The sequence below is a fragment of the Streptomyces zhihengii genome (assembly GCF_016919245.1).
In the GTDB taxonomy this organism is placed as follows: Bacteria; Actinomycetota; Actinomycetes; order Streptomycetales; family Streptomycetaceae; genus Streptomyces; species Streptomyces zhihengii.
The window spans coordinates 6,061,210-6,087,508 of sequence record NZ_JAFEJA010000001.1 but is presented as its reverse complement, the minus strand read 5'-3'; the positions used below and the strand labels follow the sequence as shown (position 1 = coordinate 6,087,508).

23 protein-coding genes and 1 riboswitch are annotated in these 26,299 nt (G+C 75.1%); of the genes, 14 read left to right on the top strand and 9 right to left on the bottom strand.

Annotation, left to right across the window (positions count from 1 at the left end; all coding sequences use genetic code 11):
• Positions 1-52 precede the first annotated feature (52 nt).
• The 3 genes from JE024_RS25840 to JE024_RS25830 are packed head-to-tail and all read left to right on the top strand — an operon-like array spanning position 53 to position 4,976.
• Complete coding sequence (locus JE024_RS25840) at positions 53-1,099, top strand: AAA family ATPase (RefSeq protein WP_205375879.1); 1,047 nt, start codon at positions 53-55, stop codon at positions 1,097-1,099.
• Positions 1,099-2,475, top strand: coding sequence for a DUF58 domain-containing protein (locus tag JE024_RS25835; RefSeq protein ID WP_205375878.1), 1,377 nt, complete (start codon positions 1,099-1,101; stop codon positions 2,473-2,475). Before JE024_RS25840 ends, JE024_RS25835 begins: the two co-directional genes overlap by 1 nt.
• Complete coding sequence (locus tag JE024_RS25830; RefSeq protein WP_205375877.1) at positions 2,472-4,976, top strand: transglutaminase TgpA family protein; 2,505 nt, start codon at positions 2,472-2,474, stop codon at positions 4,974-4,976. The genes JE024_RS25835 and JE024_RS25830 overlap by 4 nt, the downstream gene beginning before the upstream one ends.
• Positions 4,977-5,602: 626 nt before the next feature.
• Here JE024_RS25830 and JE024_RS25825 read toward each other — a convergent pair.
• The 3 genes from JE024_RS25825 to JE024_RS25815 all read right to left on the bottom strand — a co-directional run bounded on the left by JE024_RS25825 (position 5,603) and on the right by JE024_RS25815 (position 7,753).
• On the bottom strand, positions 5,603-5,998 hold the full coding sequence (locus tag JE024_RS25825; protein ID WP_205375876.1) for an SCO2097 family morphological protein: 396 nt from the start codon (positions 5,996-5,998) through the stop codon (positions 5,603-5,605).
• Positions 5,999-6,244: 246 nt separating this feature from the next.
• Positions 6,245-6,961, bottom strand: a complete 717-nt coding sequence (locus JE024_RS25820; protein WP_205376730.1) for a class I SAM-dependent methyltransferase — start codon at positions 6,959-6,961, stop codon at positions 6,245-6,247.
• A 246-nt stretch (positions 6,962-7,207) separates the two neighbouring features.
• Positions 7,208-7,753, bottom strand: coding sequence for an SAV_6107 family HEPN domain-containing protein (locus JE024_RS25815; protein ID WP_205375875.1), 546 nt, complete (start codon positions 7,751-7,753; stop codon positions 7,208-7,210).
• Positions 7,754-7,917: 164 nt separating this feature from the next.
• On the opposite strand from JE024_RS25815, the gene JE024_RS25810 reads away from it, so the two are divergent.
• The 7 genes from JE024_RS25810 to JE024_RS25780 all read left to right on the top strand — a co-directional run bounded on the left by JE024_RS25810 (position 7,918) and on the right by JE024_RS25780 (position 16,569).
• Positions 7,918-8,757, top strand: a complete 840-nt coding sequence (locus tag JE024_RS25810; protein WP_205375874.1) for a PP2C family protein-serine/threonine phosphatase — start codon at positions 7,918-7,920, stop codon at positions 8,755-8,757.
• A gap of 52 nt (positions 8,758-8,809) precedes the next feature.
• Positions 8,810-10,117, top strand: coding sequence for an MASE1 domain-containing protein (locus tag JE024_RS41240; RefSeq protein WP_307840715.1), 1,308 nt, complete (start codon positions 8,810-8,812; stop codon positions 10,115-10,117).
• A 243-nt stretch (positions 10,118-10,360) separates the two neighbouring features.
• Positions 10,361-11,359 carry an ATP-binding cassette domain-containing protein gene (locus tag JE024_RS25800; RefSeq protein WP_205375873.1) on the top strand — a complete coding sequence of 333 codons (999 nt, stop codon included), beginning with the start codon at positions 10,361-10,363 and terminating at the stop codon, positions 11,357-11,359.
• Positions 11,331-13,418 (top strand): YhgE/Pip family protein, encoded by a 2,088-nt coding sequence (locus tag JE024_RS25795; RefSeq protein ID WP_205375872.1) that lies wholly within the window; start codon positions 11,331-11,333, stop codon positions 13,416-13,418. Before JE024_RS25800 ends, JE024_RS25795 begins: the two co-directional genes overlap by 29 nt.
• 29 nt (positions 13,419-13,447) lie before the next feature.
• Positions 13,448-14,062: a TetR/AcrR family transcriptional regulator gene (locus tag JE024_RS25790; protein WP_205375871.1), complete on the top strand. Its 615-nt coding sequence runs from the start codon at positions 13,448-13,450 to the stop codon at positions 14,060-14,062.
• A gap of 363 nt (positions 14,063-14,425) precedes the next feature.
• Positions 14,426-15,046, top strand: coding sequence for a DUF4126 domain-containing protein (locus tag JE024_RS25785; protein ID WP_205375870.1), 621 nt, complete (start codon positions 14,426-14,428; stop codon positions 15,044-15,046).
• A gap of 29 nt (positions 15,047-15,075) precedes the next feature.
• Positions 15,076-16,569 (top strand): phytoene desaturase family protein, encoded by a 1,494-nt coding sequence (locus tag JE024_RS25780; protein ID WP_205375869.1) that lies wholly within the window; start codon positions 15,076-15,078, stop codon positions 16,567-16,569.
• Between the two features lie 49 nt (positions 16,570-16,618).
• On the opposite strand, the gene JE024_RS25775 is transcribed toward JE024_RS25780, so the two are convergent.
• The 6 genes from JE024_RS25775 to JE024_RS25750 all read right to left on the bottom strand — a co-directional run bounded on the left by JE024_RS25775 (position 16,619) and on the right by JE024_RS25750 (position 21,620).
• Positions 16,619-17,515, bottom strand: a complete 897-nt coding sequence (locus JE024_RS25775) for a hypothetical protein (RefSeq protein WP_205375868.1) — start codon at positions 17,513-17,515, stop codon at positions 16,619-16,621.
• Positions 17,516-17,566: 51 nt separating this feature from the next.
• On the bottom strand, positions 17,567-18,484 hold the full coding sequence (metF, locus tag JE024_RS25770; RefSeq protein ID WP_205375867.1) for a methylenetetrahydrofolate reductase [NAD(P)H]: 918 nt from the start codon (positions 18,482-18,484) through the stop codon (positions 17,567-17,569).
• Positions 18,485-18,653: 169 nt separating this feature from the next.
• The gene (gene thiE / locus JE024_RS25765; protein ID WP_205375866.1) at positions 18,654-19,298 is read right to left on the bottom strand and encodes a thiamine phosphate synthase; all 645 of its coding nucleotides are present in this window, start codon (positions 19,296-19,298) and stop codon (positions 18,654-18,656) included.
• A 112-nt stretch (positions 19,299-19,410) separates the two neighbouring features.
• A complete protein-coding gene (locus JE024_RS25760) occupies positions 19,411-19,776 on the bottom strand; it encodes an Rv2175c family DNA-binding protein (protein ID WP_205375865.1) in 366 nt (121 codons plus the stop codon).
• 147 nt (positions 19,777-19,923) lie between these two features.
• Entirely contained in the window at positions 19,924-21,117 is a 1,194-nt protein-coding gene (locus JE024_RS25755; RefSeq protein WP_205376728.1) for an NAD(P)/FAD-dependent oxidoreductase, read from the bottom strand.
• A gap of 161 nt (positions 21,118-21,278) precedes the next feature.
• Positions 21,279-21,620 (bottom strand): avidin-fold protein, encoded by a 342-nt coding sequence (locus JE024_RS25750; RefSeq protein ID WP_205375864.1) that lies wholly within the window; start codon positions 21,618-21,620, stop codon positions 21,279-21,281.
• 85 nt (positions 21,621-21,705) lie between these two features.
• Positions 21,706-21,820: riboswitch (TPP riboswitch) on the top strand.
• Between JE024_RS25750 and thiO the strand changes: the two genes are divergently transcribed.
• The 4 genes from thiO to pknB all read left to right on the top strand — a co-directional run bounded on the left by thiO (position 21,817) and on the right by pknB (position 26,087).
• Complete coding sequence (thiO, locus tag JE024_RS25745; protein ID WP_205375863.1) at positions 21,817-23,004, top strand: glycine oxidase ThiO; 1,188 nt, start codon at positions 21,817-21,819, stop codon at positions 23,002-23,004. It overlaps the preceding riboswitch by 4 nt.
• Positions 23,001-23,201, top strand: coding sequence for a sulfur carrier protein ThiS (thiS, locus tag JE024_RS25740; RefSeq protein WP_205375862.1), 201 nt, complete (start codon positions 23,001-23,003; stop codon positions 23,199-23,201). Before thiO ends, thiS begins: the two co-directional genes overlap by 4 nt.
• Before the next feature lie 3 nt (positions 23,202-23,204).
• The gene (locus tag JE024_RS25735; protein WP_205375861.1) at positions 23,205-23,999 is read left to right on the top strand and encodes a thiazole synthase; all 795 of its coding nucleotides are present in this window, start codon (positions 23,205-23,207) and stop codon (positions 23,997-23,999) included.
• Positions 24,000-24,131: 132 nt separating this feature from the next.
• Complete coding sequence (gene pknB, locus JE024_RS25730; RefSeq protein ID WP_205375860.1) at positions 24,132-26,087, top strand: Stk1 family PASTA domain-containing Ser/Thr kinase; 1,956 nt, start codon at positions 24,132-24,134, stop codon at positions 26,085-26,087.
• Positions 26,088-26,299: the final 212 nt, after the last annotated feature.

Here is a 26,299-nt window from a genome sequence, read left to right as displayed (position 1 = left end):
GGCCGCGCCGTCCGTGGTGCGCAGGCCCAGGAAAGTGGCCGAGGAGGGCCGGGTGACGACCTATGACGATCGAGCGAGCCTCACTGATCTGACATCGACGGCGGAGCGGGTGCGCCGGTCGGTGGAGAGTGTGATCGAGGGCAAGCCTGAGGTCGTACGGCTTTCTCTGACCGTGCTGCTCGCCGAGGGACATCTTCTGATCGAGGATGTCCCCGGCGTCGGCAAGACCATGCTGGCCAAGGCGCTGGCCCGTTCCATCGACTGCTCGGTGCGGCGTATCCAGTTCACGCCCGACCTGCTGCCGTCCGACATCACCGGTGTGTCGATCTTCGACCAGCAGCGGCGGGAGTTCGAGTTCAAGCCCGGTGCCGTCTTCGCGCAGATCGTGATCGGCGACGAGATCAACCGCGCCTCGCCGAAGACCCAGTCCGCGCTGCTGGAGTCGATGGAGGAGCGCCAGGTCACCATCGACGGCCACAGCTACGAGCTGCCCGACCCGTTCATGGTCGTGGCCACCCAGAACCCGGTCGAGATGGAGGGCACGTACCCGCTGCCCGAGGCCCAGCGCGACCGATTCATGGCCCGGGTGTCGATCGGGTACCCGAGCGCGAGCGCCGAGCTCCAGATGCTCGACGTGCACGGCGCGGTCAACCCGCTCGACGACCTCCAGCCCGTCGCCCACGCGCACGACATCGTCAAGCTGATCGAGACGGTGCGCGGCGTGCATGTCGCCGAGTCCGTACGGAAGTACGCGGTGGACCTGGTCTCCGCCACCCGTACCCACCCGGACCTCAGACTGGGCGCCTCCCCGCGGGCCACCCTGCACCTGCTGCGCGCCGCCAAGGCGTCCGCGGCCCTCAGCGGCCGCGAGTACGCCCTGCCCGACGACGTCCAGGCGCTCGCCGCGCAGGTGCTGGCCCACCGGCTGCTCCCCACCGCCCAGGCCCAGCTCAACCGGCTCACCGCCGAGCAGGTCGTGCAGGACATCGTGCAGCGCACCCCGGTGCCCACGACCGGCAGCGCCGACGGCGCGTACGTCCCGGGCCGTCCGGGACAGCAGCCGCTCTACGGCCAGCAGCCCGGCGCCCGGCGGCTGTGATGTCCGCCGGACGGCCCAGCGCACCCGCCGGTCCGGAGGGCGACGACAAGGGCGGGGTGCGGGCGGCGCTGTCCGGGCTCACCACCCGCGGACGCTCCTTCCTCGCCGCCGGGGTGGCCGCCGCGGCCTGCGCCTACGCCCTCGGGCAGAGCGATCTGCTGCGGGTCGGGCTGCTGCTGGCGGTACTCCCGCTGATCTGCGTCACGGTGCTCTACCGCACCCGCTACCGGGTCGCCGCCAGCCGGCGGCTGTCCCCGGGGCGGGTGCCCGCGGGCGCCGAGGCGCGGGTCCATCTGCGGATGGACAACATCTCGCGGATGCCCACCGGCCTGCTGATGCTCCAGGACCACGTGCCCTACGTGCTGGGCCCGCGGCCCCGGTTCGTGCTGGACCGGGTCGAGGCGGGCGGCCGGCGCGAGGTCTCCTACCGGGTCCGCTCGGACCTGCGCGGGCGCTACCCGCTGGGCCCGCTCCAGCTCCGGCTGAGCGACCCCTTCGGCATGTGCGAACTGACCCGCTCCTTCAGCGCCTTCGACCTGCTCACCGTCATCCCTCGGACGGAGCCGCTGCCGCCCGTGCGGCTGGCGGGCGAGGCCTCGGGCTACGGCGACGGCCTGCGGCGCTCCCTGGCGCTCGCCGGGGACGACGACATCATTCCGCGCGCCTACCGGTACGGCGACGACCTGCGCCGGGTGCACTGGCGCTCGACCGCCCGCCACGGCGAGCTCATGGTCCGCCGGGAGGAGCAGCCGCAGCGGGCCGGCTGCACGGTCCTGCTGGACACCCGGCGGGCGGGCTACGAGGGCGGCGGCCCCGACTCCGCGTTCGAGTGGGCGGTGTCCGGCGCGGCGTCCGCGCTGGTGCACCTGCTGGAGCGCGGTTTCTCGGTGCGGCTGCTGACCGACACCGGGACGTCCGTGCCCGGCGAGGGGGCCGACGGATTCACCGGCTCCCCCCAGGACTCCGCCGACTCCGCGGGCCTGATGCTCGACACCCTGGCGGTCGTCGAACACTCCGACGGCGCGGGCCTGTCCAGGGCCCACGACGCGCTGCGCGGCGGCGGCGAGGGACTGCTGGTCGCCTTCCTCGGCGACCTGGACGAGAGCCAGGCGGCACTGGCGGCCCGGATGCGGCAGCGCACCGGGGCCGCGGTCGCCTTCCTGATGGACTGGGACGCTCCGCGCACGGATTCCGGAGCGGGCACCGGGGCGGTGTCCGCGGGGGTCGAGAAGCGGCTGCGGCAACTGCGCGAGGCCGGCTGGACGGCCCTGCCCGTGCGGCCCGGCGCGGCGCTCGGTGACCTGTGGCAGCAGGCGGGCCAGGAACGCAGCCGGATGTCCGACGGATCCGGCGGGTACACAGGGGGTTGGTCATGAGCGGTCGCGTGAGGCTGGCCCTGTGCGCCTACGCGGCGACACTGCTGGCGGCGGGCGCCCTGCTGCCCCTGGTCGACGAGTCCGGCTGGATGATCCAGGCGACCGTGCTGCTGGCGCTCCAGAGCGGGGCGGGCGCGCTGGCCCGGCGGGTGCCGCTGGCCAGGCCGCTGACGATCGCCCTCCAGGCGCTGGTCACGCTGCTCGCCCTGACGGTGCTGTTCGTCCGGGACTTCGCCGTGGTCTGGCTGCTGCCGGGCCCGGAGGCGTTCGCGCGCTTCGGCGATCTCTTCACCGCCGGCTACGACGACGTCAGCCGCTACGCCATCCCCGCCCCGGCGACGGACGGCATCCGGCTGATGATCATCGGCGGTGTGCTGGTGGTCGGCCTCGTCGTCGACGCCCTCGCCGTCACCTACCGCAGCGCCGCCCCCGCGGGGCTGCCGCTGCTCGCGCTCTACACGGTCGCCGCCGGCCTGTCCGACGGCGGTGCGAACTGGCTCTGGTTCGTGCTGGCCGCCGTGGGCTATCTGCTCCTGCTGCTCGCCGAGGGGCGCGACCGGCTCTCCCAGTGGGGCCGGGTCTTCGGCGGCGCGCCGCGCGGCCGCGGCCGGCAGAGTTCCGCTCTGGACGCGAGCGCTCCCGCGCACGCGCCGGTCCGCACGGGCCGCCGCATCGGCGTGGTCGCGCTCGGCGTGTCCCTGGTGGTGCCGGCCGTGCTCCCCGCCCTGGACGGCGGGCTGTTCGACGGCACGGGCAGCGGCCCGGGCCGCGGCTCGGGCGGCGGCGGCACGATCTCGGCCGTCAACCCCCTCGTCTCGCTCCAGGACAGCCTCAACCAGCCGACCAACCGCGAGGTGCTCCGCTACCGCACCAACGCGCCCGACACCAAGGGCATGTACCTGCGGATCGTCGCCCTGGACCGCTTCGACGGCACCTCATGGCGCTCCTCGGAGCGCAAGGTCGAGAACGTGCCGGACCGGCTCCCCGAGCCGTCCGGGCTCAGCCCCGCGGTGGCCGTCACCGAGGTCCGGACGAACCTCTCCGCGGCCGGCTCGTACAAGCAGAGCTGGCTGCCGATGCCCTACCCGGCGACGAAGGTGACCATCGACGGCCGCTGGCGCTACGAGCCCACGGGCCGGACGCTCGTGGGCGACCGCGGGCAGACCACGGGCGGCGTCCAGTACTCGGTGAGCAGTCTGGTGGTCCGCCCGACCAAGGAGCAGCTCGCCCAGGCCCTGGCCCCGCCGTCGGAGCTGAAGCGCGAGTACACCCAGGTGCCGGACTCCCTGCCGGACTCCGTCGCCGCGACGGCCCGCCGGATCACCGAGGGCTCGGCGAACGACTTCGAACGGGCCACCAAGCTCCAGAAGTGGTTCGCCGAGGACGGCGGTTTCACCTACAACACCCAGGTCCGTTCGGGCACGGGCGCGGCGGCGATCACCCGCTTCCTGGAGCAGAAGGAGGGCTTCTGCGTCCACTTCTCCTTCTCCATGGCGGCGATGGCCCGCACGCTCGGCATCCCGGCGCGCGTCGCGGTGGGCTTCACCCCGGGCACCCCGCAGTCCGACGGCACCATGTCCGTCGGCCTGCGCGACGCCCACGCCTGGCCGGAGCTCTACTTCGACGGCATCGGCTGGACGCGCTTCGAGCCGACCCCGAGCCGCGGCACCACACCGGAGTACGCCCAGGAGGAGACCCCGGCGGGCGACACGGCCGACCCGGCGCAGCCGGAGACGGACACCGGCGCCCAGCCGTCCCAGGCGCCGGCCTCGCCCGACGCCTGCCCCGAGCCCGAGCGGCGTCTGGGCGAGTGCGGGGCGGCGACGCCGGGCGATGTGGAGGAGCAGGAGGGCCAGGGCTTCCCCTGGACCACGGTGCTCTTCACCGGGCTCGGCGTGCTGGCCGTCGTGCTGCTGCTCCTGCTGCCGCTGCTGCTGCGGATCATGGCCCGCACCCGGCGGCTGAACGCGCTGCGCGCGCCGGCACCGCCGCCCCCCGGTTCCCCGGGCGCGGCGCCGCCGGCCGGGACGCCCGACGGGAAGCAGGTCACCGGCACGGTGACGGTGCCCCAGGACCCGGCGGGCACCCTGGCCGTCTGGCAGGAGATCACCGACACCGCCTGGGACCTGGGCATCGTTCCCGACGAGTCGCTGACCCCGCGCCGGGCGGCGGCGCGGCTGGTCACGGAGGGCGGGCTGACGGACGAGCCCGCGGCGGCGGTGCACCGCACCGCCCGTGCGGTGGAGGAGGTGCTGTACGCCCCCGACCCCCGGCCCGTCACGGGCCTGGCCGAGGACGCACGGCTGATCCGGTCGGGGCTGCGGGAGCAGGTGAGCACCTGGGTCCGCCTGCGCGCTCTGCTGCTGCCTCGTTCGTCCGTTCGGGTGATGTGGGCTCTCTCGGAGCGCTGGTCGGACCTCACGGACCGCTGGTCGCCCCGCCGCCTCCCCCTCGACCGGCTCACCTCCCTGCTCCGCCGCCCGACGAGACAGCGCGGCTAGCCGGCGCGACGACGGGCCCCGCTCCCCTGGTGGGGGCGGGGCCGTCGTGCGTCCTGGGCCGGACCCGGGCGGGGACGTCAGCGCCGGGTCTGGGGCCTGCCCGGGGACGTCAGCGCCGGGACGACCGCGCCCGCATCCGAGCCGGCCCCCTGGCTCGTATCCGGTCCCGGAGGCAGGTCGGCCCGGGGCGGAGGCCGCCGCACCAACGGTCAGGAGCCCGGGCGGGGGCGGCCCCGACGCACCGCAGCCCGTGGAGCACCGGCACCGGGCCCGGGACGGGCTCCGCGGGCCCTGCGGGCCAGGGCGCGCACCGGCCCCGGACGCGGGGGCCCGGCTCGGGGCTGGGGCCTGCCCGGGGGAGTCAGCGCCGGGGCGACCGCGCCCGCATCCGAGCCGGCCCCAAACGCAGGCCCGGTCCTCGGGCGCGGCCCCCGCGGGGGGCCCGGACGGGGGCGGCCCCGGACGCGGGCCCGGCCCCCGGACAGAGGCTCCCGGTCCCCGCGCGGCCCCCGGCCGCGGAACGCGGGCATGGCTGAGGGGCGACGCGTACACGTCGCCCCTCAGCCATAAGTGCAAGCGTCAACCGACGCGTTGGCCGGTCCGCCGCACACGGCGGCGGACGCGGGTCACTGGCCCTGCTGCTCGTCGCGGCGGCGCTGCCACCGCTGCTCGATCCTGTTCATCATGGACCTGCGCTGATGGTGCTGCCGGCGTGCGGCCGGGGCACCCGGGGTCTGCTGCTCACCCGGTTTGGGAGCCTTGCGCCAGCCGGTGACCGCCAGCACCGCGCAGCCGAGCATCACGAGGAAGCCCACCACGCTGATCCAGATCTGCTGCGCGACCATTCCGGCCATGAGGAGCGCGATACCCACCAGGAAGCCTGCGACTGCCTGGTAGACCCGTCGCCGGGTGTACGTACGCAGCCCGCTTCCCTCGAGCGCTGTAGCGAACTTGGGATCTTCGGCGTACAGCGCTCGCTCCATCTGCTCGAGCATGCGCTGCTCGTGCTCCGAGAGCGGCACGGAGTCCTCCTCGTCGTCGGTCGCGGGGGCGACCGGTATGCGGCCCTTTCAGGATAGGCAGGGATTCGCCCCCGTGAAACCCGCCTCTCGCCCAACGCCAGTCCGGGCCGCCATGCCGATCGAAGTCCTGAGGCGTTGATTCCCCAACCTCCGATCCGTCATGCCGGACGGTGTCCCCCGATCATACGTGGCGAAGTCCACGATCGGGGGGTCTGTGGCGTACTCCATCTGCGGCTGCGCCGCTGATCAGGCGCGCTTCTCGCCCAGGACGTGCAGTTGGGTCGCGACGGAGTGGAAGGCCGCGAGTTCCGCGGCGGCGGCCTCCAGCTTCAGCAGCGCGTCCAGCGCGCCCGGCTCGGTGTCCACGAGGACGCCCGGGACGAGGTCCGCGAAGACCCGTACGCCGTGCACGGCCGAGACCTCGGCGCCCGCTCCGGCGACCAGACCGGTGAGCTGGTCGGCGGTGAAGCGCCGTGGCACGGGGTCGCCGGAGCCCCAGCGTCCGTCCGGGTCGTCCAGGGCCTGACGGGCCTCGCCGAAGTGGCCGGCCAGGGCGCGGGCGATCACCGCGCCGCCGAGCCCGGCGGCGAGCAGGCTGAGGGCGCCGCCGGGGCGCAGCGCCTCGACCGCGTGGCGCAGATCGCCGGCCGGGTCGTCGACGTACTCCAGGACGCCGTGGCACAGGACCGCGTCGTACCCGCCGCGGTCGACCACGTCGAACAGGCCGTGGATGTCGCCCTGCACCCCGCGGACCCGGTCGGCGACGCCGGCCTCGGCGGCGCGGCGCTCCAGCGCGAACAGGGCGTTGGGGCTGGGGTCGACGACGGTGACCCGGTGGCCGAGCCGGGCGACGGGCACCGCGAAGTTGCCCGTGCCGCCGCCGGTGTCGAGCACGTCCAGACCGTCCGTCCCGGCGGCCTTGACCCGGCGGTCGAGGGCTTCCTGGAGGACCTCCCAGACCACGGCGGTGCGGAGGGACGCGCGGGAGGGTCGCGGTGGGGTCTCCCCACCGGAGGCAGGAGATGGGTCCGGCACGGCAGTTGGCTCCTCGGGCGGTGTGCGGCGTTGTGCTGGCGATCTGCCGTCCACCCTATTGCCTTCGCGGACCGTGCCCGAGTGCACCCGGCCCGTGCTCCTCCCCCGCGCTCCCCCGGCCCCCGTCCGGCGGCACCCGCCGGGCGCGGCCCCGGGCAGGCCCCGGGCGCCCGGTCAGCCCACGGGGCCGTCACCTCCCGGATCGGGCAGGTCGTGCCGGGGGCGGGGCAGTGCGGGCTGGAGCACGAGCAGCCGCTCGACGATGCGCAGGAACATTCCCGCGTCGCGCAGCAGGTCGTCGGCGTCCCGGGTGCTCGCGGCGCCCCGGATGCCGGCCTCGGCCCTCGCCCGCCGCTCGGCCCCGGCGGCGAAGAGCAGGCTCCACTCGTCCAGTTCGGGCGCCGTCTCCGGCAGGACCTCCCAGACGCTGCGTATGCGCCGGCGCTGCCGGGAGTTGGCCTCGGGCCGGCCGCGCGCCGCCAGCACGGCCGCCGCCGTGCGCAGGGCGGCGAGGTGGGCCGTGGCGTACCGCTCGTTGGGGACGGGGAGGGACGCGGCCTCGTCCAGGCCGGCACGGGCCTGGGCGAGCAGGTCGAGAGCGGCGGGCGGGGCGGACTCCCGGCGCAGGACCGGGTGGACGTCACGCGCCGGTCCGGTCGATGAGGGGGCAGGGCCGGTGGCGCGGCGCCGCGCGGCGGCGGCTGCGGAGTGGCTGGCCATGACGAGCCTCCTGTCGTCGTGTGACGGCGCTGTGGCCGTGTGTGTCCATCGTGAGGCCCACCACTGACAATCGCCCTGACCTGCACTTTTCCGTCCTTCTCCCTGTGGAGGGGGACACGGGTCGCGGCTAGGGTGAAGGAGGGTGAAAAACCCCCGGAGCCGACATGCGTGGAGAACACCCCGACCCGCCCGGCAGTGCGCAGCAACTCCTCGTCACCCTCGGGCAGCTCGTCGATCAGGCCTTGGAGCGGATCAAGTACCAGCGCGCCCGGGTCGAGCTCGCGATGGCCCTCCAGCGGCACATGCTGCCGCCCGGGCTGCCGGAGCTGCCGGGACTGCGCATCGCCGCCCGCTACACCCCGGCGCGGGACGGGCTGGACGTGGGCGGGGACTGGTACGACGCCTTCGTGATGGCGGACGGGTCGCTGGCGCTCGCGATCGGGGACGTCCAGGGCCACGACGTCGAGGCGATCGCGTTCATGGGCCAGGTCCGCACCAGTCTCCGGGCGGTCGCCGGGACGACGGCCGACACCCGGGAGGTGCTGGCCCGCGCCAACGACCTGCTGATCTCGATGGGCTGCGGCCTCTTCGCAACCTGCTGCTTCCTGCGGTTCGACCCGGTCAGCCGGGATCTGACGGTGTCGCGCGCCGGACACGTGCCGATGGTGTGGGCGACGGCGAGCGGCCGTACGGGGGTGGCGCTCGATCTCGGGGGCGCGCCGCTCGGGATCATGCCGGGCGAGACCTATCCGGTGACCCGCAGGCGGCTGAACGAGGGCGGGGTCCTGGTCCTGCTCACGGACGGGGTGGTGGAGGGCCCCCGGTACCCGATCGAGGCCGGGCTCGCGGAGGTGGTGCGGCTGGTGGAGGCGGGGCGGCAGGCCGACCCCGGTGTGCTGGCGTCGGCCGTGGTGCGGGTGGCCGACCTGACGGGGCACCGTGACGACGCGGCCGTGCTGGTGGTGCGCTACGACGGGCCGGATGCCGATGCCTCCGCGCCCTGAGCTCCCCCGTCGGCGGCCCGCGGCGGTCCGGCGCCGTGCGGCCTCCGGTGCCGTGCGCGCCCTGACGTCCCGCGAGGCCGGACTCGTGCTGCTGCGGATCGCGGCGATGGCGGCGCTCTACTACGGGGCGGCCGAACTGGGCCTCCAGCAGCAGCTCGTGCGCGGCCAGGTCACCCCGCTGTGGCCGCCCACCGGGGTGGCCGTGGCCGGACTGCTCGCGGTGGGCCCGCGGGTGTGGCCCGGGATCGCCCTGGGCGCGTTCCTCGCCAACGTGTCGCTCGGCCCCTCGATACCCGCGGTGCTGCTGATCGTCGCGGGCAACACGCTCGCCCCGGTCTGCGCGTACCTGCTGCTGCGGCGGGCCGGGTTCCGGACGGAGCTGGACCGGCTGCGGGACGTGCCCGCCCTGGTCTTCCTCGGCGCCCTCGGTGGGATGCTGGTCAGCGCGACGGTCGGCTCGGCGGTGCTGCTGGTCTCGGGGGCGATCGACGGCAGCGACTTCTGGCCCACCTGGTCCGTGTGGTGGACCGGCGACGCGATGGGCGTGCTGGTGGTGACCCCGTTCCTGCTGATGCTGCGCAGGGTGCGGCGGCCCGTCGGGGCGGGGTGGCCGCGCTGGGCGGAGGCGGCCGCCCTGGCGGCGGGCACGGTCCTCGTGACCCATCTGGCGACCCGCACCTCGAACGCCTCGCTGCTGTTCCTGGTCTTCCCGTTCCTGATCTGGGCGGCATACCGCTTCCGGCAGCCCGGCGCCGCGACCTGCACGCTGGCGGTCTCGACGCTGGCCATCCTGGCCGCCGCGGGCGGGAGCGGGCCGTTCGCCGGCCACGACCTGTTCTCGAACATGGTGACGCTCCAGGCGTTCAACGGGACCGCCGCGCTCACGGCCCTGCTGCTCGCGGCCGTGGTCACCGAACGCGACGAGACGCATCAGGAGATCAAGCGGCTGTGCTCCCGGCTGGCCGAGGTGGTCGCCCAGATCGAGCCCCGCCCGGAGGCGTACGGCCGGACCGGGTACGAGCCGGGGTACGAGGCCGGCGACTCCGTCGCGGACGGTTCCGGCGCGGAGCCCCCCGCCGGGGCGGAAGGCGAGTCCGGGGCCGGGGCGGTCCGGTCCCCGGGGGGACCGGACCGGCACGAGCGGCGCGCGTCCTACGGGCGGGCGGCCGACGCGGAGGGCGCCGGATTCCGGGAGGCCGGCCTGCGGGACGCGGACCTGCGGGACGCCGACGCGGCGGGCGCGGAGGTGCGGGGCGCGGAGGTGCGGGGCGCGGAGGTGCGCAGCACCGAAGCCCGCGGCACCGACGTGAGCAGGACCGACGTCAGCGGAACCGAGGCCCGGCGGGACGACGAGAGCTGAGGCCCGGCGCGACGACGAGAGCTGAGGCCCGGCGCGACGACGAGAGCTGAGGCCCGGCGCGACGACGAGAGGCGGCAGCGGGGCGGCTGAGCGGTCCCGTCCGGCCGCACGGCGCGTTTCCGCCGTGCGGCCGGACCCCGCTTTGCCCCCGGAGGCTACTCAGGGGTAGTTTCTGTACTGACCAGTCAGTGCAGAAACGAGTGCCGCGGGGAAGCAGTGGTGGGGAAACAGGGGGTGGGCGCCGTGGAGAACGCCCGTGGAGCGGCCGTCACGGCCGAGGGGCTGGGCCTCAAGGGGCCCCGGGGATGGGCGTTCCGCTCGGTGGACCTCGACGTCCCGGCGGGCACGCTGGTGGCGGTCGAGGGCCCGTCGGGCTCCGGGCGCACCTGTCTGCTGCTGGCCCTCACCGGCCGGATGCGGCCGTCCGAGGGCCGCGCCGAGGTGGCCGGCCTGGCGCTGCCGCGCAGGATGGCGGCGGTCCGGCGGATCAGCGCGCTCGGTCCCGTGCCGGGCGTCAGCGACCTCGACCCGGCGCTGACCGTCGCCGAGCACCTGCGGGAACGCGCCCTGCTCCAGCGGCGCTTCGGCGGTCCGTTCCGCGCGCTGCTCCATCCGCGGGCGACCCGGGCCGAGGCCCGGGCGCGGCTCGACGAGGCGCTGGCGGCGGCCGGCCTCGACCTGGAGACCCTCCCGAAGCAGGGCCGCACGGCGGTGCGCGACCTGGAGCGCCTGGAGGCGCTCCGGCTCTCCGTCGCCCTGGCCCTCGTCGGCCGGCCGCGGCTGCTGGCGGTCGACGACACGGACCTCAAGCTCTCCGACGCGGAGCGCGCCGAGGCGTGGGAGCTGCTGAGCGGCCTCGCCGCCTCCGGGACCACGGTGCTGGCCGTGTGCAGCCAGGCTCCCGAGGGCGTCGCGACGGTGGTCCGCACCACCGGCACGCCCGCGGCGAAGACCCCCGGTGCCGGCGGGGACGGGGGGCCCGCCGGCACCGGGACGGCGGCCCCGGCCGCCGACGGCCCCGGAACGGACACCGGAGCGGACACCGGACCGGAGACCGCACCGGACACCGGAACAGGCCCCGGCGACGACACCGCCTCCGCGGCCGCCCGCGGCCCCGAGGCGACCCCCGCCACCACCGGCGACGCCCCCGGCACCGACGCGGCTCCCGCCACCGCCACCACCGAGCAGGACACGACCGAGGAGGGGGCGGCCGATGCGCTCGCCGAAACTGGCCGCGCTTGAGCTGAAGCGGTTCGGCAGGGGGAAGCTGCCGCGCGCGGCGCTGGTGGCGGTGCTGCTGCTGCCGCTGCTCTACGGAGCGCTGTACCTGTGGTCGTTCTGGGACCCGTACGGCAGGCTCGACCGGATCCCCGTCGCCCTCGTCAACGACGACCGCGGGGCGAGTGCCGCGGGCCGCACGGTCCACGCGGGCGACGAGATCACCGAGGGCCTGCGCGACAGCGAGGTCTTCGAGTGGCACGAGGTCGGCGCCGCAGAGGCGCAAAGGGGCGTGGAGGACGGCACGTACTACCTCTCGCTGACCATGCCGGAGGACTTCAGCCGCCGTATCGCCTCCAGTTCGGGCGACAGCCCGGAGACGGGCGCGCTCCGGGTGCGGACGAACGACGCGAACAACTACATCGTCGGCCAGATATCGCGGACGGTGTTCTCCGAGGTGCGCACGGCGGCGTCCACGAACGCCTCGCGCGGATTCCTGGACCGCATCTTCATCTCGTTCTCCGACATCCACGACGCCACCGCCGAGGCCGCGAAGGGCGCCGACGAGCTGAAGGACGGCGTCGGCAGGGCGAAGAAGGGCTCGCAGGACCTCGCGGACGGGCTGAAGGACGCCAAGGCCGGCAGCGGGAAGCTGGCCGGCGGCCTCAAGCGCCTCGACAAGGGCGCCGCCGAGCTGGAGACCGGCTCCCGGCAGGTCGCGGCCGGCACCCAGCAGCTCGCGGACAGGGTCAACGGCGTCGCCGAGGACGTCCGCCCGTATCTCGAGGACAACGGGAAGAGGATCGGCGACACCGCGCGGCTGGTGGCCGACTCCTCGCGGGCCGTGCGCCACAACCTCGGCATCCTGGTGAAGACCGCCCCGGGCAGCGCGGCGCTCGCCCACAAGTCGGCGGACGAGCTGAGCGCGATGTACCGGACCAGGTGCGAGGAGAACGTGCTGCCGGACCCGTCGTTCTGCCCCGCGCTGGAGCGCGCCGAGGTCACGGCGGCCGATGTCGCGGCCGTCGCCGACGACGTCAACGCCCTCGTGTCCACGAGCAAGGGCGATCTGAAGACTCTCGACGGCCACCTGCGGACGCTGGAGAAGCAGGCCGGTCTGCTCGCCGAGCGGGCGCCCCGGCTGGACGAGGACCTGGAGTACGCGGTCGGGAAGATCAACGAACTCAACGCGGGTGCCCTCAAGGTGGCCGGCGGCGCCGACACCCTGCACACCGGACTCACCACCGCGCGCACCGGCTCCGCGGACCTGGACGGCGGGGTGGGCCGGCTGAAGAAGGGCGCGGGCGATCTGAACGGCGGCCTCTTCCGGCTGTCCGGCGGCTCCGAGGAGCTGGCCGGCGGCCTCAACGCGGGCGTCGGGAAGATCCCCGACTACGACGAGGACGACCGCGACCGCCGCACCGAGGTGATGGCCGATCCGGTCCGGCTCGCGGCCGATTCCCTGCACGAGGCCCCCAACTACGGCACCGGCTTCGCCCCGTACTTCATCCCGCTCTCCCTGTGGGTGGGCGCGATGGTCGCCTACATGATCATCGCGCCGCTCAACCGGCGGGCCCTCGCGGCGGGCGCCTCGGCCTGGCGGATCGCGCTGGCCGGCTGGCTGCCGGTGGCGGCGGTCGGCGTGCTCCAGGTCGCCGCGCTGATGGCGGTGCTCCACTGGGGGCTGGGCCTGCGGGCCGCGCGGGCGGCCGGCACCGTCGCCTTCCTGGCACTGGTCACCTGCTGCTTCACCGCGATCGTGCAGTGGCTCAACGCCCGCTTCGGCGCGGCCGGGCGGATCCTGGTGCTCGCCGTGCTGATGCTCCAGCTCACCTCCGCGGGCGGCACCTACCCCGTGCAGACGAGCCCCGCGTTCTTCCAGGCGATCCACCCGTTCCTGCCGATGAGCTACGTGGTGGAGGCGCTGCGCAGGCTGATCACGGGCGGCGGGCTCGGCCCGGTCTGGCAGGCGGTGGCGGTGCTGGCCGCCTTCACCGCGGCGGCCCTCGCGCTGACGGCCCTGTCGGCCCGCCGCCGGCAGGTGTGGACACTGGACCGGCTCCACCCGGAGCTGAGCCTGTGAGCGCGCTGCGACCTGTGAGAATCGACCTCATGGACAGCAGCAGCACCAGACGCCGGGCGACCCGCGCCAAGCTCTACGAGGCCGCGGTGACCCTCATCGCCGAGCAGGGGTTCTCCGCCACCACGGTGGACGAGATCGCCGAGCGGGCCGGGGTCGCCAAGGGCACGGTCTACTACAACTTCAAGAGCAAGACCGAGCTGTTCGAGGAGTTGCTCCGCCACGGCGTCGGCCTGCTGACGGCGTCCCTGCGGCAGGCCGCGGACGAGGCGTCGGAGCGCGGCGGCACCACGGTCGAGGCGCTGGACGGGATGATCCGCGCGGGCCTGGTGTTCATCGACCGCTATCCGGCGTTCACCCAGCTCTACGTCGCGGAGCTGTGGCGCACCAACCGGGCCTGGCAGTCGACGCTGCTGGTGGTCCGGCAGGAGGCCGTCGCCGTCGTGGAGGCGGTGCTGCGCGAGGGCGTGGAGTCGGGCGAGCTGAGCGAGGAGATCGACATCCCGCTCACCGCCGCCGCGCTGGTCGGCATGGTGCTGGTGGCCGCCCTGGACTGGCAGGCGTTCCAGCGGGAACGGTCGCTGGACGATGTGCACGGGGCGCTCTCGCTGCTGCTGCACGGCCGGGTGAGCGGCCGCCGCGACTGACGCCGCCCCCGGGCGCGGGGCCGGGACGACGCAGGGGCCCGGACCGGTCACCGACCGGTCCGGGCCCCTGCGCGCACCCCGTTGTCCCCCGTTGTCCCCCTGGTCCGAAGAGCCCGGTTCCCCCGTCGTTCCCCCGTGGTCGCGGGCTCTCCGGCCGTTCTCCCCGTCACGGCCGGGGTGCGCCTCGCTCCGGCGCCCCGTGCCGCCGGTGCGGAGCCGCGCCCCTGCCGTGCCCCCTACTCTTCCGTCCCCGCAGGTCGTGGCCCATCCGCACCCCTACTCATCCGGGGGCTGGGTACGGATACTCAGGCGGCTGTCCCGGTCCTCACCCGCGGCGCGGCCGCACTGGTTACGATCGCGTCCGTGTCCGTACTCCCCCTCGCCTTCACCAGTGCCTGGGCCAGCGGGATCAACGCCTACGCGGTGGTCCTGCTCCTCGGCCTCTTCGGCGTGACCGGCGTCAGCGACGAGGTGCCCGCCGCGCTCCAGCGCACCGACGTGCTGATCGCCGCCGGTGTGCTGTTCCTCTGCGAGGCGGTGGCGGACAAGATCCCCTACGTCGACTCGCTGTGGGACTCCGTCCACACGGTCGTCCGCCCGCTCGCCGGCGCCGTCGTGGCCGCCCTGATCGCCGGGGAGAGCGGCTCGCTGCCCGAGGTCGCCGCCGGGGTGCTGGGCGGTTCCACCGCGCTGATGAGCCATCTGGTGAAGGCCGGCACCAGGATGGCGGTCAACACCTCCCCCGAGCCGTTCAGCAACATCGGCGTGAGCCTCGCCGAGGACCTGGGCGTCGCGGGGATCGTCACCTTCGCGATATTCCATCCCGTGGCCGCGGCGGTGGTCGCCGCCTGCCTGCTGCTGGCCGGCATCGTGACCGTGGTCTTCCTGGCGTCCAGGATCCGGCGCTTCCTGCGGCGGCGGGCGCAGCGCCGGGAGGAGCGGCGCCTGGCCGGCGAGGGCGCCCGGCACGGGCCGGGGCTCTGAGCGCGGGGCCCGGTCGATAGGGTCGGGGCATGGCACGGATTGCGGTGATCGGCGCGGGAATGGGCGCGATGGCGACGGCCGCCCGGCTGGCCACCGCGGGCCACCGGGTGACGGTGTACGAGCGCACGGCGTCCCACGGCGGCTCGGTGGGCGGATTCTCCCGCGAGGGCTTCGGCTTCGACACCGGCCCCGGGCTGCTCCATCTCCCGGCCGTCTGGCGCGACTTCTTCGTCAAGACGGGCAAGGAGCCGCTGGAGCGCAGCGTCACCCTGACCCAGGTGGACCCGTCGAGCCGGCACGTCTTCGCCGACGGCACCGCCGTGAGCCTGCCCAACGCCTCCCGCGGCGGGGTCGTCTCGGCCCTGGACGCCGCCCTGGGCGCCGGATCGGGCGAGCGCTGGGGCGAGTTCCTCGGCCGGGCGCGTGTGGCGTGGGAGCGCTCGCGGCGGCCGCTGCTGGAGGAACCGCAGCCCGCCACCGGCTCCCCGTCCCACGAGGACCCCTATCCGGCCCTGCGCCGGGGCCTGTTGCGGCGCGGCGCGCGCACGCTCGGCGAGGCCGGCGAGCGCGAGCTGGGCGATCCGCGCCTGGCCGCGCTGCTCGCCTCGTACGCCACGGTGTACGGACTCGATCCGCGCACCGCGCCCGCGTCGGCCGCCGTCCTGCCCTACATGGAGCAGACGTTCGGCTCCTGGTACGTGGCCGGCGGCATCCGGGCGCTCGCCGACGCGGTGCACGCGCGGTGCCTGGCGCGCGGGGTGCGCTTCGTCTTCGACTGCGCGGTGACCGGCGTCGAGACGCGCGACGGCCGTGCGGTCGGCCTCACGACCGCCGGGGGCGCCGTGGAGGCGGACGCGGTGGTCTCCGGCGCCCCCGTCCCCTCGCTGTACGAGGAGCAGATCGTCGGATGGGAGCGGCAGGACGAGTGGCCGCACTGGCAGTCGCGGGTGCGGACGGGCCGGGTGACGGTGCTGCTCGCGCTGCGCGGCCCGCGCCCCGGGGACACCGCGCACCGGACGGTGGTGCACGCCGACGGCACCGCCGGGGAGTGGGACGCCGTGACGGCCGGGCGGGTCGCGCGGCGGCCCACCGTGACGGTGCTGCGCCCCGACGATCCGCTGCTGCGCCCGGACGACGCCCATGAGGCCGTCACCCTGACGGCGACGGTGCCCGCCGTGCCCGCCGCGGGGACGTCCTGGGCCGAGGCCGGCGACGGGGTGGCGGATCTGATGGTGGCGGCCGCGGAGCGGGCCGTCCCGGGGCTGCGGGGCAGGATCCTGTGGCGCGAGGTGCGCACCCCGGACGACGTCGCCGCCGCGACCGGGTCGCCGGCGGTGCCGCCGCCCGCCCTGGCCGGCGCCGCGGGCGCGCTGCTGCCGGCCGCCAACACCTCGCCGCTGCCCGGGCTGTACTTCGCCGGCGGCTGGGCCCACCCGGGCGGCGGGCTGGCGCACGCGGGCATGTCCGGCGCGCTGGTGTCCGGTCTGATCGTCGAGGGGTCCGGCTTCCGCGGCTCGCAGTGAGCGGCCGCCGCCACGGGCGGCGCGCCCGGTGCGTTTTGCCGGCGGCCGGTCAGTAGCGGTACTGCTGCTGCTCGTCGTAGCCGTTGTCGTAGCCGTACGGGGACGGCTGCCCCTGCGGCATCGGCGGGACGCCCTGGCCGTTGTCGCGCTGCTGCGGCACCCACACGCCGCCGGGCGGGGTGTCGGTGGGGTGCTGCGCGTACGGGTCCGCGTAGGACCCGGCGTCGTAGTAGCCGGCCTGGGCCGCGTACTGCTGCTGACCGCCCTGCGCGTAGGGGTCGTCGTAGGCCGGGTACTGCTGCTGCCCGGTGCCGTAGTCGTAGGAGGCCGCCGGGGCGGACGGATAGCCCTCCTGCTGCTGCCCGTAGTCGCCGTAGGCGTCGTACGCGCCGTATCCCGCGGCCCCCGCCGCGTAGGCGTGGCCGCCGTCCTGCCCGTGGCCGGCGTCCTGGCCGGGGTCGCCCTGCCGGTGGCCGCCGTCCTGGCCGTACGCCTGGGGCGAGTAGACGCCGTACTGGCCCGTGTCGTCGGGCATCGGCTCCGGCTCGTAGACCTCGGGGGCCTCGGGGGCGCCGGCGGCGGGGCGGCCCTCGTCGGGGCCCTGCTCGTAGGAGAGGTCGGAGACCTCCAGCGTCGGTTCGCGCTCGGCCTGCGGTCCGCCGCCGGACCTGCGGCGCCTGCTCGCGCCGGGCTTGCCGCCGATCGCCCAGCCCGTGGAGAAGCCGCGGCGGAAGGACAGCGTCACGTACGTCTGCCCGACCGCGAAGGCGGCGGCGCCGAGCGCGATCACGAGCACCGACGGCAGCAGCACGCCTATGACGACGCAGAGGAAGCCGCCGAAGGCGAGCAATCGCCAGCGCAGCCGCGCCTTGTACTGCAGGAGCACCTCACCCAGCAGCCACAGCGCGACGATGCCGAACGCGATGTAGAGGACCGTCCAGCCCATGTCCGCCCCTCTCCAGCGGCCGCCGCCCCGGGTCGGGGCGGAGTCGGCCGGTCACAACTGCTCGTGCAGTCCGAGATTCTCGTAGATCTCGAGCGTCGCGGTGGAGTTGTTGAGCGTGATGAAGTGCAGCCCCGGGACACCCTCGGCAAGCAGCCTCGCGCAGAACTCCGTCGCGAACTCGATGCCAATGGAGCGTACAGCGGCCGCGTCGTCCTTGACCGCGAGGATCCTGTCTTTCAGGTCGCCGGGGATCTGCGCGTTGCTGAGCTGGGGGAAGCGTTCGAGCTGCCGGACGCTGGTCAGGGGCATGATCTCGGGGAGGATCGGCGTCTCGCAGCCCGCGGCGACGACTCGGTCACGCAGCCGCAGATAGTTGTCCGGGCTGAAGAACATCTGCGTGATCGCGTAGTCCGCGCCCGCGCGGCACTTGTCCACGAAGTGCCGGATGTCCGTGTCCCAGTCCTCCGACCGCGGGTGCATCTCGGGGAACGCGGCCACCCCGACGCAGAAGTCGCCCGCGTCCTTGATGAGTTCGACCAGTTCGGCGGCGTAGGTGACGCCCTCGGGGTGCTTCACCCAGTCGGCCATCGGGTCGCCCGGCGGGTCTCCGCGCACGGCGAGGATGTTCCTGATGCCGGCGTCCGCATACTGGCCGATCATGTTCCGCAGTTCGGCCACCGAGTGGCCGACGGCGGTGAGGTGGGCGACCGGGGTGAGGGTGGAGTCCGAGGCGATCTTCTGGGTGGCCTTCACCGTGCCGGCGCGGGTGGAGCCGCCGGCCCCGTAGGTCACGGAGACGAAGTCGGGACCGACCGCCTCGACCCTGCGCAGCGCGTTCCACAGGTTCCGCTCGCCCTTGTCGCTCTTGGGCGAGTAGAACTCGAAGGAATACGTGGTCTCGCCGGTGGCGAGCATGTCGCGCACGGTGCGCGCGCGATCCGTCCTGGTGGAAGCAGTGCCGAGGGCCATAACGGCAGGTTAGCCACCCCGCGCGGGTCACCCAACCGGATCGGGGTTTTTTGTCACTGTTTGCCGGTCTCCCGTCCACCCCTTGGACACTCGTGAGACACCCGCCGGGGCGCCGGGAGCGCTTTCCGGAAGCGGGCCCGCCGTCCTCGGGCAGCGGCGGGCCCTGTCGTCAGAGCCGGGCCCGGATCCGCTTCGCCAGCTCCGCGCTCGCCGCCCCCGGGTCGTCCGCCTCGGTGATCGCCCGCACGACGACGACCCGGCGGGCCCCCGCGTCGAGCACCTCGTCGAGGTTGCCCGCGTCGATCCCGCCGATCGCGAACCAGGGCCGGGCGGTGCCGAGCGAGGCCGCGTACCGGACCAGGCCGAGGCCCGGGGCGTGGCGGCCGGGCTTGGTGGGGGTGGGCCAGCAGGGGCCGGTGCAGAAGTAGTCGACGCCGGGCTCGGCGGCGGCCCGGTCCACCTCGGCCTCGGCGTGGGTGGAGCGGCCGATCAGCACACCGTCGCCGAGGATGGCGCGGGCGGCGGGCACGGGGAGGTCGCCCTGGCCCAGATGGAGGACGTCGGAGCCGATCGCGTGGGCCACGTCGGCCCGGTCGTTCACCGCGAGGAGGCGGCCGTGGCGGCGGCAGGCGTCGGCGAGGACCCGGAGGTGCTCCAGCTCCTCCCCCGCCTCCATGCCCTTGTCGCGGAGCTGGACGACGTCGACCCCGCCGGCCAGCACGGCGTCGAGGAACTCCGGCAGGTCGCCCTGGCGCCTGCGGGCGTCGGTGCACAGGTAGAGCCGGGCGTCGGCGAGCTGCTGGGACACGGACATGGGTGCTTCCCCCCGAAGTGGTGCGGCGGACGGCGCACGGGTGCGGACGGGCCGGGAGGCCGGTCCGCACCCGCGTGCCGGTGGTGCTGGACGAACTGGGCTGCGGCAGGTGTCAGACGGCGAGCGCCTGCGCCCGCCGCTTCACCTCCGTGCCGCGATTCTCCCCGAGGGCCTGCGCGGGGGTGCCCGGCAGGCTCGGGTCGGGGGTGAACAGCCACTCCAGCATCTCTTCGTCGGAGAAGCCGTCGTCCCGCAGCAGGGTCAGGGTGCCGGCGAGGCCCTTGACCACCTTGTTGCCGTCGATGAAGGCGGCGGGCACCTGGAGGGTCCGGTTCTCACCGCGGCGGACGGCGATGAGCTGGCCCTCCTTGACGAGCTGCCGCACGCGCGTCACCTCGACATCGAGCATGTCCGCGATGTCCGGCAGGTGGAGCCAGGCGGGGACGAGAGCATCGGTTTTTGCGTCAATCTCGGTCACGGGAACAAGCCTGCCATCCTGGACGGACAGTCGGTACCCGACGTCCTCCGAGCGGGCTCTTGATCCGCCGGTCCCGGTCGCCCGGCCCGCGCCCGCCTCCCCGCACGCCGCCGGGCCGCCCCCGGGCAACGGCGGCCGTGAGCGGCCTCAGAGCGCGGCGGCCTTGAGCGGCACCGAGGGGTCGGCCGCGCGGTCCGGGTCCAGCCGGACGCCCGAGGCGAGGAGCCTGCGGCCCTGGGCCAGGTCCCGCGGCCGGTCGACGGTGAGCAGGGCGGCCAGGGCGCCGTCGCGCAGCCACAGGACCGACCAGCCGTCGTCCGCGTCGGGGTCGCCTCGCCACAGCGGGGTCCCGGCGGCCTGGTGGTGGCCCGCGTACTGCACGAACCGGCCGAACTGCTCGGACCAGAAGTAGGGCACCGGGTCGTACGCCGCGGCCCCCTCCGGGCCGCCGGTGATGTCCGCCGCGACCGTCCGGGGCCCCTGGAGGGCGTTGTCCCAGTGGTGCACCAGCAGCCGCCGGCCGTAGCGGGCGGACGGGTAGGAGGCGCAGTCGCCCACCGCGTAGACGCCGGGGGCGGAGGTCCGCAGCCGGTCGTCGGCGACGACCGCGCCGTCCGGCCCCACCTCGATGCCGCTGCCCGCCAGCGCCGAGGTCGCCGGACGGGCTCCGATGCCGACGACGACGGCGTCGGCCGCGAGGGTGCGCCCGGATGCCAGCACGACCGATTCCCCGGTCACCGCGGCCACCCGCTCGCCGGTGAGCAGGGTCACCCCGGCCTCGGCGTACCAGCGGGTCATCGGCGCGACGACCTCGGCGGGCAGCGCGCCGGCCAGCGGCCGTCCGGCGGCCTCGACGACGGTGACCGCGCAGCCGGCCTCCCGGGCGGCGGTCGCGAACTCGGCGCCGATCCAGCCGGCGCCGACCACCACGATGTCGTGCCGCCTCTCCAGCACGGGCCGCAGCCGGGCGGCGTCGTCGAGGGTGCGCAGCAGGTGCACCCCGGGCACCCCCTCGGCGCCGGGCAGGTCGACGGGCTCCGCGCCGGTGGCGAGGACCAGCACGTCGTACGGGACGGGGCCGGCCTCGGTGTCCACCTCGTGGTCGGCCGGGCGGACACCGGTGACCTCGCAGCCGAGGCGCAGGCCGACGCCGAGGTCGTCGAAGTCGATGTCGAAGGCGGAGCCCTCCGCGGTGCCGAGCAGGACGGCCTTGGAGAGGGGCGGCCGGTCGTACGGCTGGTGCGGCTCGGCGCCGATCAGGGTGACCTGTCCGGTGAAGCCCGCCTCCCGCAGGGCGACCGCCGTCTGCACCCCGGCCATGCCGGCGCCGACCACGACCACCGTCCGGCCGTCGCGTTCCGAGGTCCCGCCGATTCGCTCGTCCACCGGGCCACCCTAAGGGCTGTCCCGCAATCTCCGGCGGGCGCCGTGGGCGGACCGACGGGACGACCGGACGGGAGGGCGACGGGACGGGAGGGCGACCGGCTACGGCCGGCGGAACGTCAGGAGGCCGTCTGCTCGACGACGCTGGTGCCGCTGCCCGGCTGCGACTCCCACTCCCAGGTCTCCTCCAGCCGCACACGGCCGTCGGGCAGCGCCACGACGGCGGAGACGCAGTGCCCGCCGGAGGTGGTGCCGTCGGTCTTCAACTGCACGTAGCGGAAGTCGAGACGGTCGCCCTCGCGGGTGCCGACGAGATGCCCGTGGACGATGTCGCCGCCCGCGTACCCGGCCCAGATCCGGCCGTCCCGCTCGTGGTACGTGAAGCGGGTGCGGGTGCCGACCTGGCCCGGCGACTGGTCCTCGACCGGTGCCATCACCAGGCCGTCGAGCGATCTCACCACGGGGGGCCTCCTGTGCCGTACGTGCCCCGCGGCAGCGGGCGGCTCCCTTACCGAGCCGTGTGCCGGGGGTTTAGGGTGGCCACCGTAAGACACTCGCGGGAGCCCGGACGCACCGGGCTGAGAGGGAGGCTGGGGCGGCCTCCGACCGTACGAACCTGATCCGGGTCATGCCGGCGAAGGGAGGGGTTGGACGCCCATGTCCCGTACAGCGAACCAGCCGGACGTCCTGGTCGTGGGGGGCGGCATCATCGGCCTCGTGACGGCCTGGCGCGCGGCGCGGCGGGGGCTCACGGTCCATGTGGCCGACCCGGGTCCGGGCGGCGGGGCCGCGCGGGTCGCCGCCGGCATGCTGGCCGCCGTCACCGAACTCCACTACGGCGAGCAGACGCTGCTCGCGCTCAACCTCGAATCGGCGCGCCGCTACCCGGACTTCGCCGCGGAGCTGGAGGAGGCGAGCGGCCGGGGCGTCGGCTACCGGGCGTGCGGCACGCTCGCGGTGGCCCTCGACGCGGACGACCGGGCGCATCTGCGCGAACTGCACGCGCTGCAGACCCGGTCGGGGCTGGAGTCCACCTGGCTCAGCGGCCGTGAGTGCCGCCGGCTCGAACCGATGCTCGCGCCGGGTGTGCGCGGCGGGCTGCGGGTCGACGGGGACCACCAGGTGGACCCGCGGCTGCTCGCCGCGGCGCTGGTCACGGCCTGCGAGCGGGCGGGCGTCGTGCTGAGGCGCCACTGGGCGCGGCGGCTCACCGTGGAGCACGACCGGGCCACCGGCGCGGTGCTGGCGGACGGCACCCGCCTGGCGGCGGAGCAGGTGGTCCTGGCGGGCGGCAGCATGAGCGGCCGGCTCGACGGGGTGCCCGACGAGGTGCTGCCGCCGGTGCGCCCCGTCAAGGGCCAGGTGCTGCGGCTGACCGTGCCGCCCGCCTTCGCGCCGTTCCTCTCGCGCACCGTCCGCGCCGTGGTGCGCGGCAGCCAGGTGTACCTGGTGCCCCGGGAGTCGGGCGAGCTGGTGATCGGCGCGACCAGCGAGGAGCTCGGCTGGGACACCTCGGTCACCGCCGGCGGGGTGTACGAACTCCTGCGCGACGCCCATGAACTGGTGCCCGGCATCACCGAGCTGCCGCTCACCGAGACCCGCGCCGGCCTGCGGCCCGCGTCCCCCGACAACGCGCCGCTGCTGGGCTTCACCGCGCTGCCCGGCCTGCTGCTGGCGACCGGCCACTACCGCAACGGCGTGCTGCTCACCCCGGTGACGGGCGATGTGATGGCCACCGCGCTCGCCGACGGTGAGGTGCCCGACGAGGCACGCCCGTTCCGCCCGGGCCGCTTCGCCGGCGGCCCCCCGCGCATCCCCTCCGTACGACAGGAACAGCCCGTATGAACATCTCCGTCAACGGCGAAGCCCGGGAGCTCGCCGCCGGCACCACCCTGGACGCGGTCGTGGCCGCGCTGAGCGCCGCGCCCTCCGGGGTGGCGGCGGCCGTCAACGAGAGCGTGGTGCCCCGCGGCGAGTGGGCCGCGACCCGGCTCGGCGAGGGCGACCGGGTCGAGGTCCTGACCGCGGTGCAGGGGGGCTGAGCCATGGCGGACGATCTGCTCACCATCGGCGGCACGGCCTTCTCCTCGCGTCTGATCATGGGCACCGGCGGGGCGCCGAGCCTCGACGTGCTGGAGCGCTCGCTGGCCGCCAGCGGCACGGAGCTGACGACCGTGGCGATGCGCCGGCTCGACCCGACGGTGCACGGCTCGGTGCTGTCCGTGCTGGACCGGCTGGGCATCCGGGTGCTGCCGAACACCGCGGGCTGCTTCACCGCGGGCGAGGCGGTGCTCACCGCCCGGCTCGCGCGGGAGGCGCTCGGCACCGACTGGATCAAGCTGGAGGTGGTGGCCGACGAGCGCACCCTGCTGCCGGACGGCGTCGAGCTGCTGGAGGCCGCGGAGACGCTGGTCGACGACGGCTTCACGGTGCTTCCGTACACCAACGACGACCCGGTGCTGGCCAGGAGGCTGGAGGAGGTGGGCTGCGCGGCGGTCATGCCGCTCGGCTCGCCGATCGGCTCCGGGCTCGGCATCCGCAATCCGCACAACTTCCGGCTGATCGTGGAGCAGGCCGGTGTGCCGGTGATCCTCGACGCGGGCGCCGGGACGGCCTCGGACGCGACGGTGGCGATGGAGCTGGGGTGCGACGCGGTGATGCTGGCGTCGGCGGTGACCCGGGCGCAGGAGCCGGTGCTGATGGCGGAGGCGATGCGGCACGCGGTCGAGGCGGGCCGGCTGGCGCGCCGGGCGGGCCGGATCCCGGTGCGGCACTTCGCCGAGGCGTCCTCCCCGCACGAGGGCCGGGCGGACCTGGATCCGGAGCGCCCCGCGTTCTGAGCCCGTGACCCCGCCCGGGGGCGCGGGGGCACGGGGTCACGGGGTCACGGGGCGGAGAGTCCCCTGTCACAGCTCCGTCGCAGCCCTCACCGGCCCGTCCACCGCTCCCGTACCGGCTCGTAGACTCTCCCCGTGGACACGACCCTCAAGGACCCCCTCGTCGGGATGCTGCTCGACGGCCGCTACCGCGTCGAGGGGCGCATCGCCGTCGGCGGGATGGCCACGGTCTACCGGGCCGTCGACACCCGCCTCGACCGCGTGCTCGCGCTGAAGGTGATGCACCCGGCGCTGGCCGCGGACGCGACCTTCGTCGAGCGCTTCATCCGCGAGGCCAAGTCCGTCGCCCGGCTGGCGCACCCCAATGTGGTGGGCGTCTTCGACCAGGGCGCCGAGGGCGCGTACGTCTACCTCGCCATGGAGTACGTCGAGGGCTGCACCCTGCGGGACGTCCTGCGCGAGCGCGGCGCGCTGCCGCCCCGGGCGGCGCTGGACATCCTGGAGCCGGTGCTCGCCGCGCTGGGCGCGGCCCACCGGGCCGGGTTCGTGCACCGGGACATGAAGCCGGAGAACGTGCTGATCGGGGACGACGGCCGGGTGAAGGTCGCCGACTTCGGCCTCGTCCGCGCGGTGGACTCGGTGACGAACACCTCGGGCACGGTCCTCGGCACGGTCTCCTACCTCGCCCCGGAGCAGATCGAGTACGGCACGGCCGACACCCGCGCCGACGTCTACGCCTGCGGCGTGGTGCTGTACGAGATGCTGACCGGCGGCAAGCCGCACGGCGGCGACACGCCGGCCCAGGTGCTCTATCTGCATCTCAACGAGGACGTCCCCGCCCCTTCCGCAGCCTTCCCCGGGCTGGCCGTCGAGCTCGACGAGCTGGTGGCGAGCGCGACCGCCCGCAATCCGGAGGTCCGCCCGCACGACGCGGTCGCGCTGCTGGCGCAGGCCCGCGAGGCGCGGGCGGCCATGGACGACGCGCAGCTCGACGCGGCGCCGCCGCACACGCTCGCCGCGGACGGCCCCGGGGAGGCCCGGCCGGCCGCCGGGCCCGAGGACGAGCGGACGGACGTGCTGCCGCGCGCCGTGCCCCGGGAGGAGCCGGGTGTCCGGCACACCGCCCGGCTCACCGTCCCGCCGCCGGCCGCTCCGCCGTCGCGTCCGCCGCGCCGGACCCTGCCCGGGCTCGGCGCGCTGGGGCAGCGGCGCGGGACGCTGGCGCTGGTGATCGCCGTCGTCGCCGTGCTCGGGATCGGCACGGGCGTCTGGTACATCAACTCCGGGCAGTTCACCCGGGTGCCGGCGCTGATCGGCAAGACCGAGAGCGACGCCCGCGGCCGGCTGGACGCCGCCGGGCTGGACGTGCGCTCGGTCCGGCACGACTTCAGCGAGACGGTGCCGCGCGGATCGGTGATCAACAGCGACCCGGGCACCAACGCGCGCATCCGCGGCAACGGCTCGGTGACGCTGATCGTCTCCCGCGGCCCCCGGATCGTGGAGGTCCCCGACGTGGCCGGCCGCCCGCTCGACGACGCCCGGCGCGAACTGCGCAAGGCGGGTCTCGCGCCGGGCGCGGTGTCCCGGGAGTTCGACGAGACCGTGCAGCAGGGGTCGGTGATCCGCACGGACCCGGAGGCGGGCAGCAGCCGCGGCCCGGACACCGCGGTCGCCCTGGTGGTCAGCCGCGGCGCCCCGGTCGACGTCCCCGATGTGACGGGTGACAGCGCCGAGGCCGCCACCGAGGAGCTGGAGGGGGCCGGCCTGAAGGTGGTGATCGCCGACGAGCGCGTCCACTCCCCGGGCGAGGCCGGTACGGTCGCCCGGCAGTCGGCGGCCGAGGGCACCCGGCTCGCGGGCGGCGACACGATCACGCTGACGCTCTCCAAGGGCCCGCGGCTGGTCGCCGTCCCCGACGTGGTGGGCGACGGCGTGGACGACGCCACCGCCGCGCTGGAGGCGGCCGGGTTCACGGTGAAGGCCGAGAAGAAGTTCCCGTTCCTCGGCGACACGGTGGAGAGCCAGTCCGTCGCGGGCGGCGGCCGGGCCCCCGAGGGCAGTGAGATCGTCATCAAGATCAAGGGACTCTAGGGTCTTTCGTTTGGATCAGGGCGGATCAGGGAGCGAGTTCTGGTGCGTGCGATCGCAAGGCGGAGGATGGGGGCACCTCCCGGCCGAAGGCCAGGGGGAGAGTCCACGCGGAGCGTCGGCGACCGACGACAACGCGGCATGGGGGCCCCTCCCAGCGGTAGCTGGGAGAGTACGTTCCAGGGCACGCGAGCCCGCCAAGATCCGAACGAGAG

Excerpts from the sequence above, each read along its gene's own strand:
- JE024_RS25835 (WP_205375878.1), top strand. The coding sequence starts at position 1,099 with ATGTCCGCCGGACGGCCCAGCGCACCCGCCGGTCCGGAGGGCGACGAC.
- JE024_RS25830 (WP_205375877.1), top strand. The coding sequence starts at position 2,472 with ATGAGCGGTCGCGTGAGGCTGGCCCTGTGCGCCTACGCGGCGACACTG.
- JE024_RS25815 (WP_205375875.1), bottom strand. The coding sequence starts at position 7,753 with ATGGCCAGCCACTCCGCAGCCGCCGCCGCGCGGCGCCGCGCCACCGGC.
- JE024_RS25810 (WP_205375874.1), top strand. The coding sequence starts at position 7,918 with ATGCGTGGAGAACACCCCGACCCGCCCGGCAGTGCGCAGCAACTCCTC.
- JE024_RS25795 (WP_205375872.1), top strand. The coding sequence starts at position 11,331 with ATGCGCTCGCCGAAACTGGCCGCGCTTGAGCTGAAGCGGTTCGGCAGG.
- JE024_RS25790 (WP_205375871.1), top strand. The coding sequence starts at position 13,448 with ATGGACAGCAGCAGCACCAGACGCCGGGCGACCCGCGCCAAGCTCTAC.
- JE024_RS25780 (WP_205375869.1), top strand. The coding sequence starts at position 15,076 with ATGGCACGGATTGCGGTGATCGGCGCGGGAATGGGCGCGATGGCGACG.
- JE024_RS25775 (WP_205375868.1), bottom strand. The coding sequence starts at position 17,515 with ATGGGCTGGACGGTCCTCTACATCGCGTTCGGCATCGTCGCGCTGTGG.
- metF (WP_205375867.1), bottom strand. The coding sequence starts at position 18,484 with ATGGCCCTCGGCACTGCTTCCACCAGGACGGATCGCGCGCGCACCGTG.
- thiE (WP_205375866.1), bottom strand. The coding sequence starts at position 19,298 with ATGTCCGTGTCCCAGCAGCTCGCCGACGCCCGGCTCTACCTGTGCACC.
- thiO (WP_205375863.1), top strand. The coding sequence starts at position 21,817 with ATGTCCCGTACAGCGAACCAGCCGGACGTCCTGGTCGTGGGGGGCGGC.
- thiS (WP_205375862.1), top strand. The coding sequence starts at position 23,001 with ATGAACATCTCCGTCAACGGCGAAGCCCGGGAGCTCGCCGCCGGCACC.
- JE024_RS25735 (WP_205375861.1), top strand. The coding sequence starts at position 23,205 with ATGGCGGACGATCTGCTCACCATCGGCGGCACGGCCTTCTCCTCGCGT.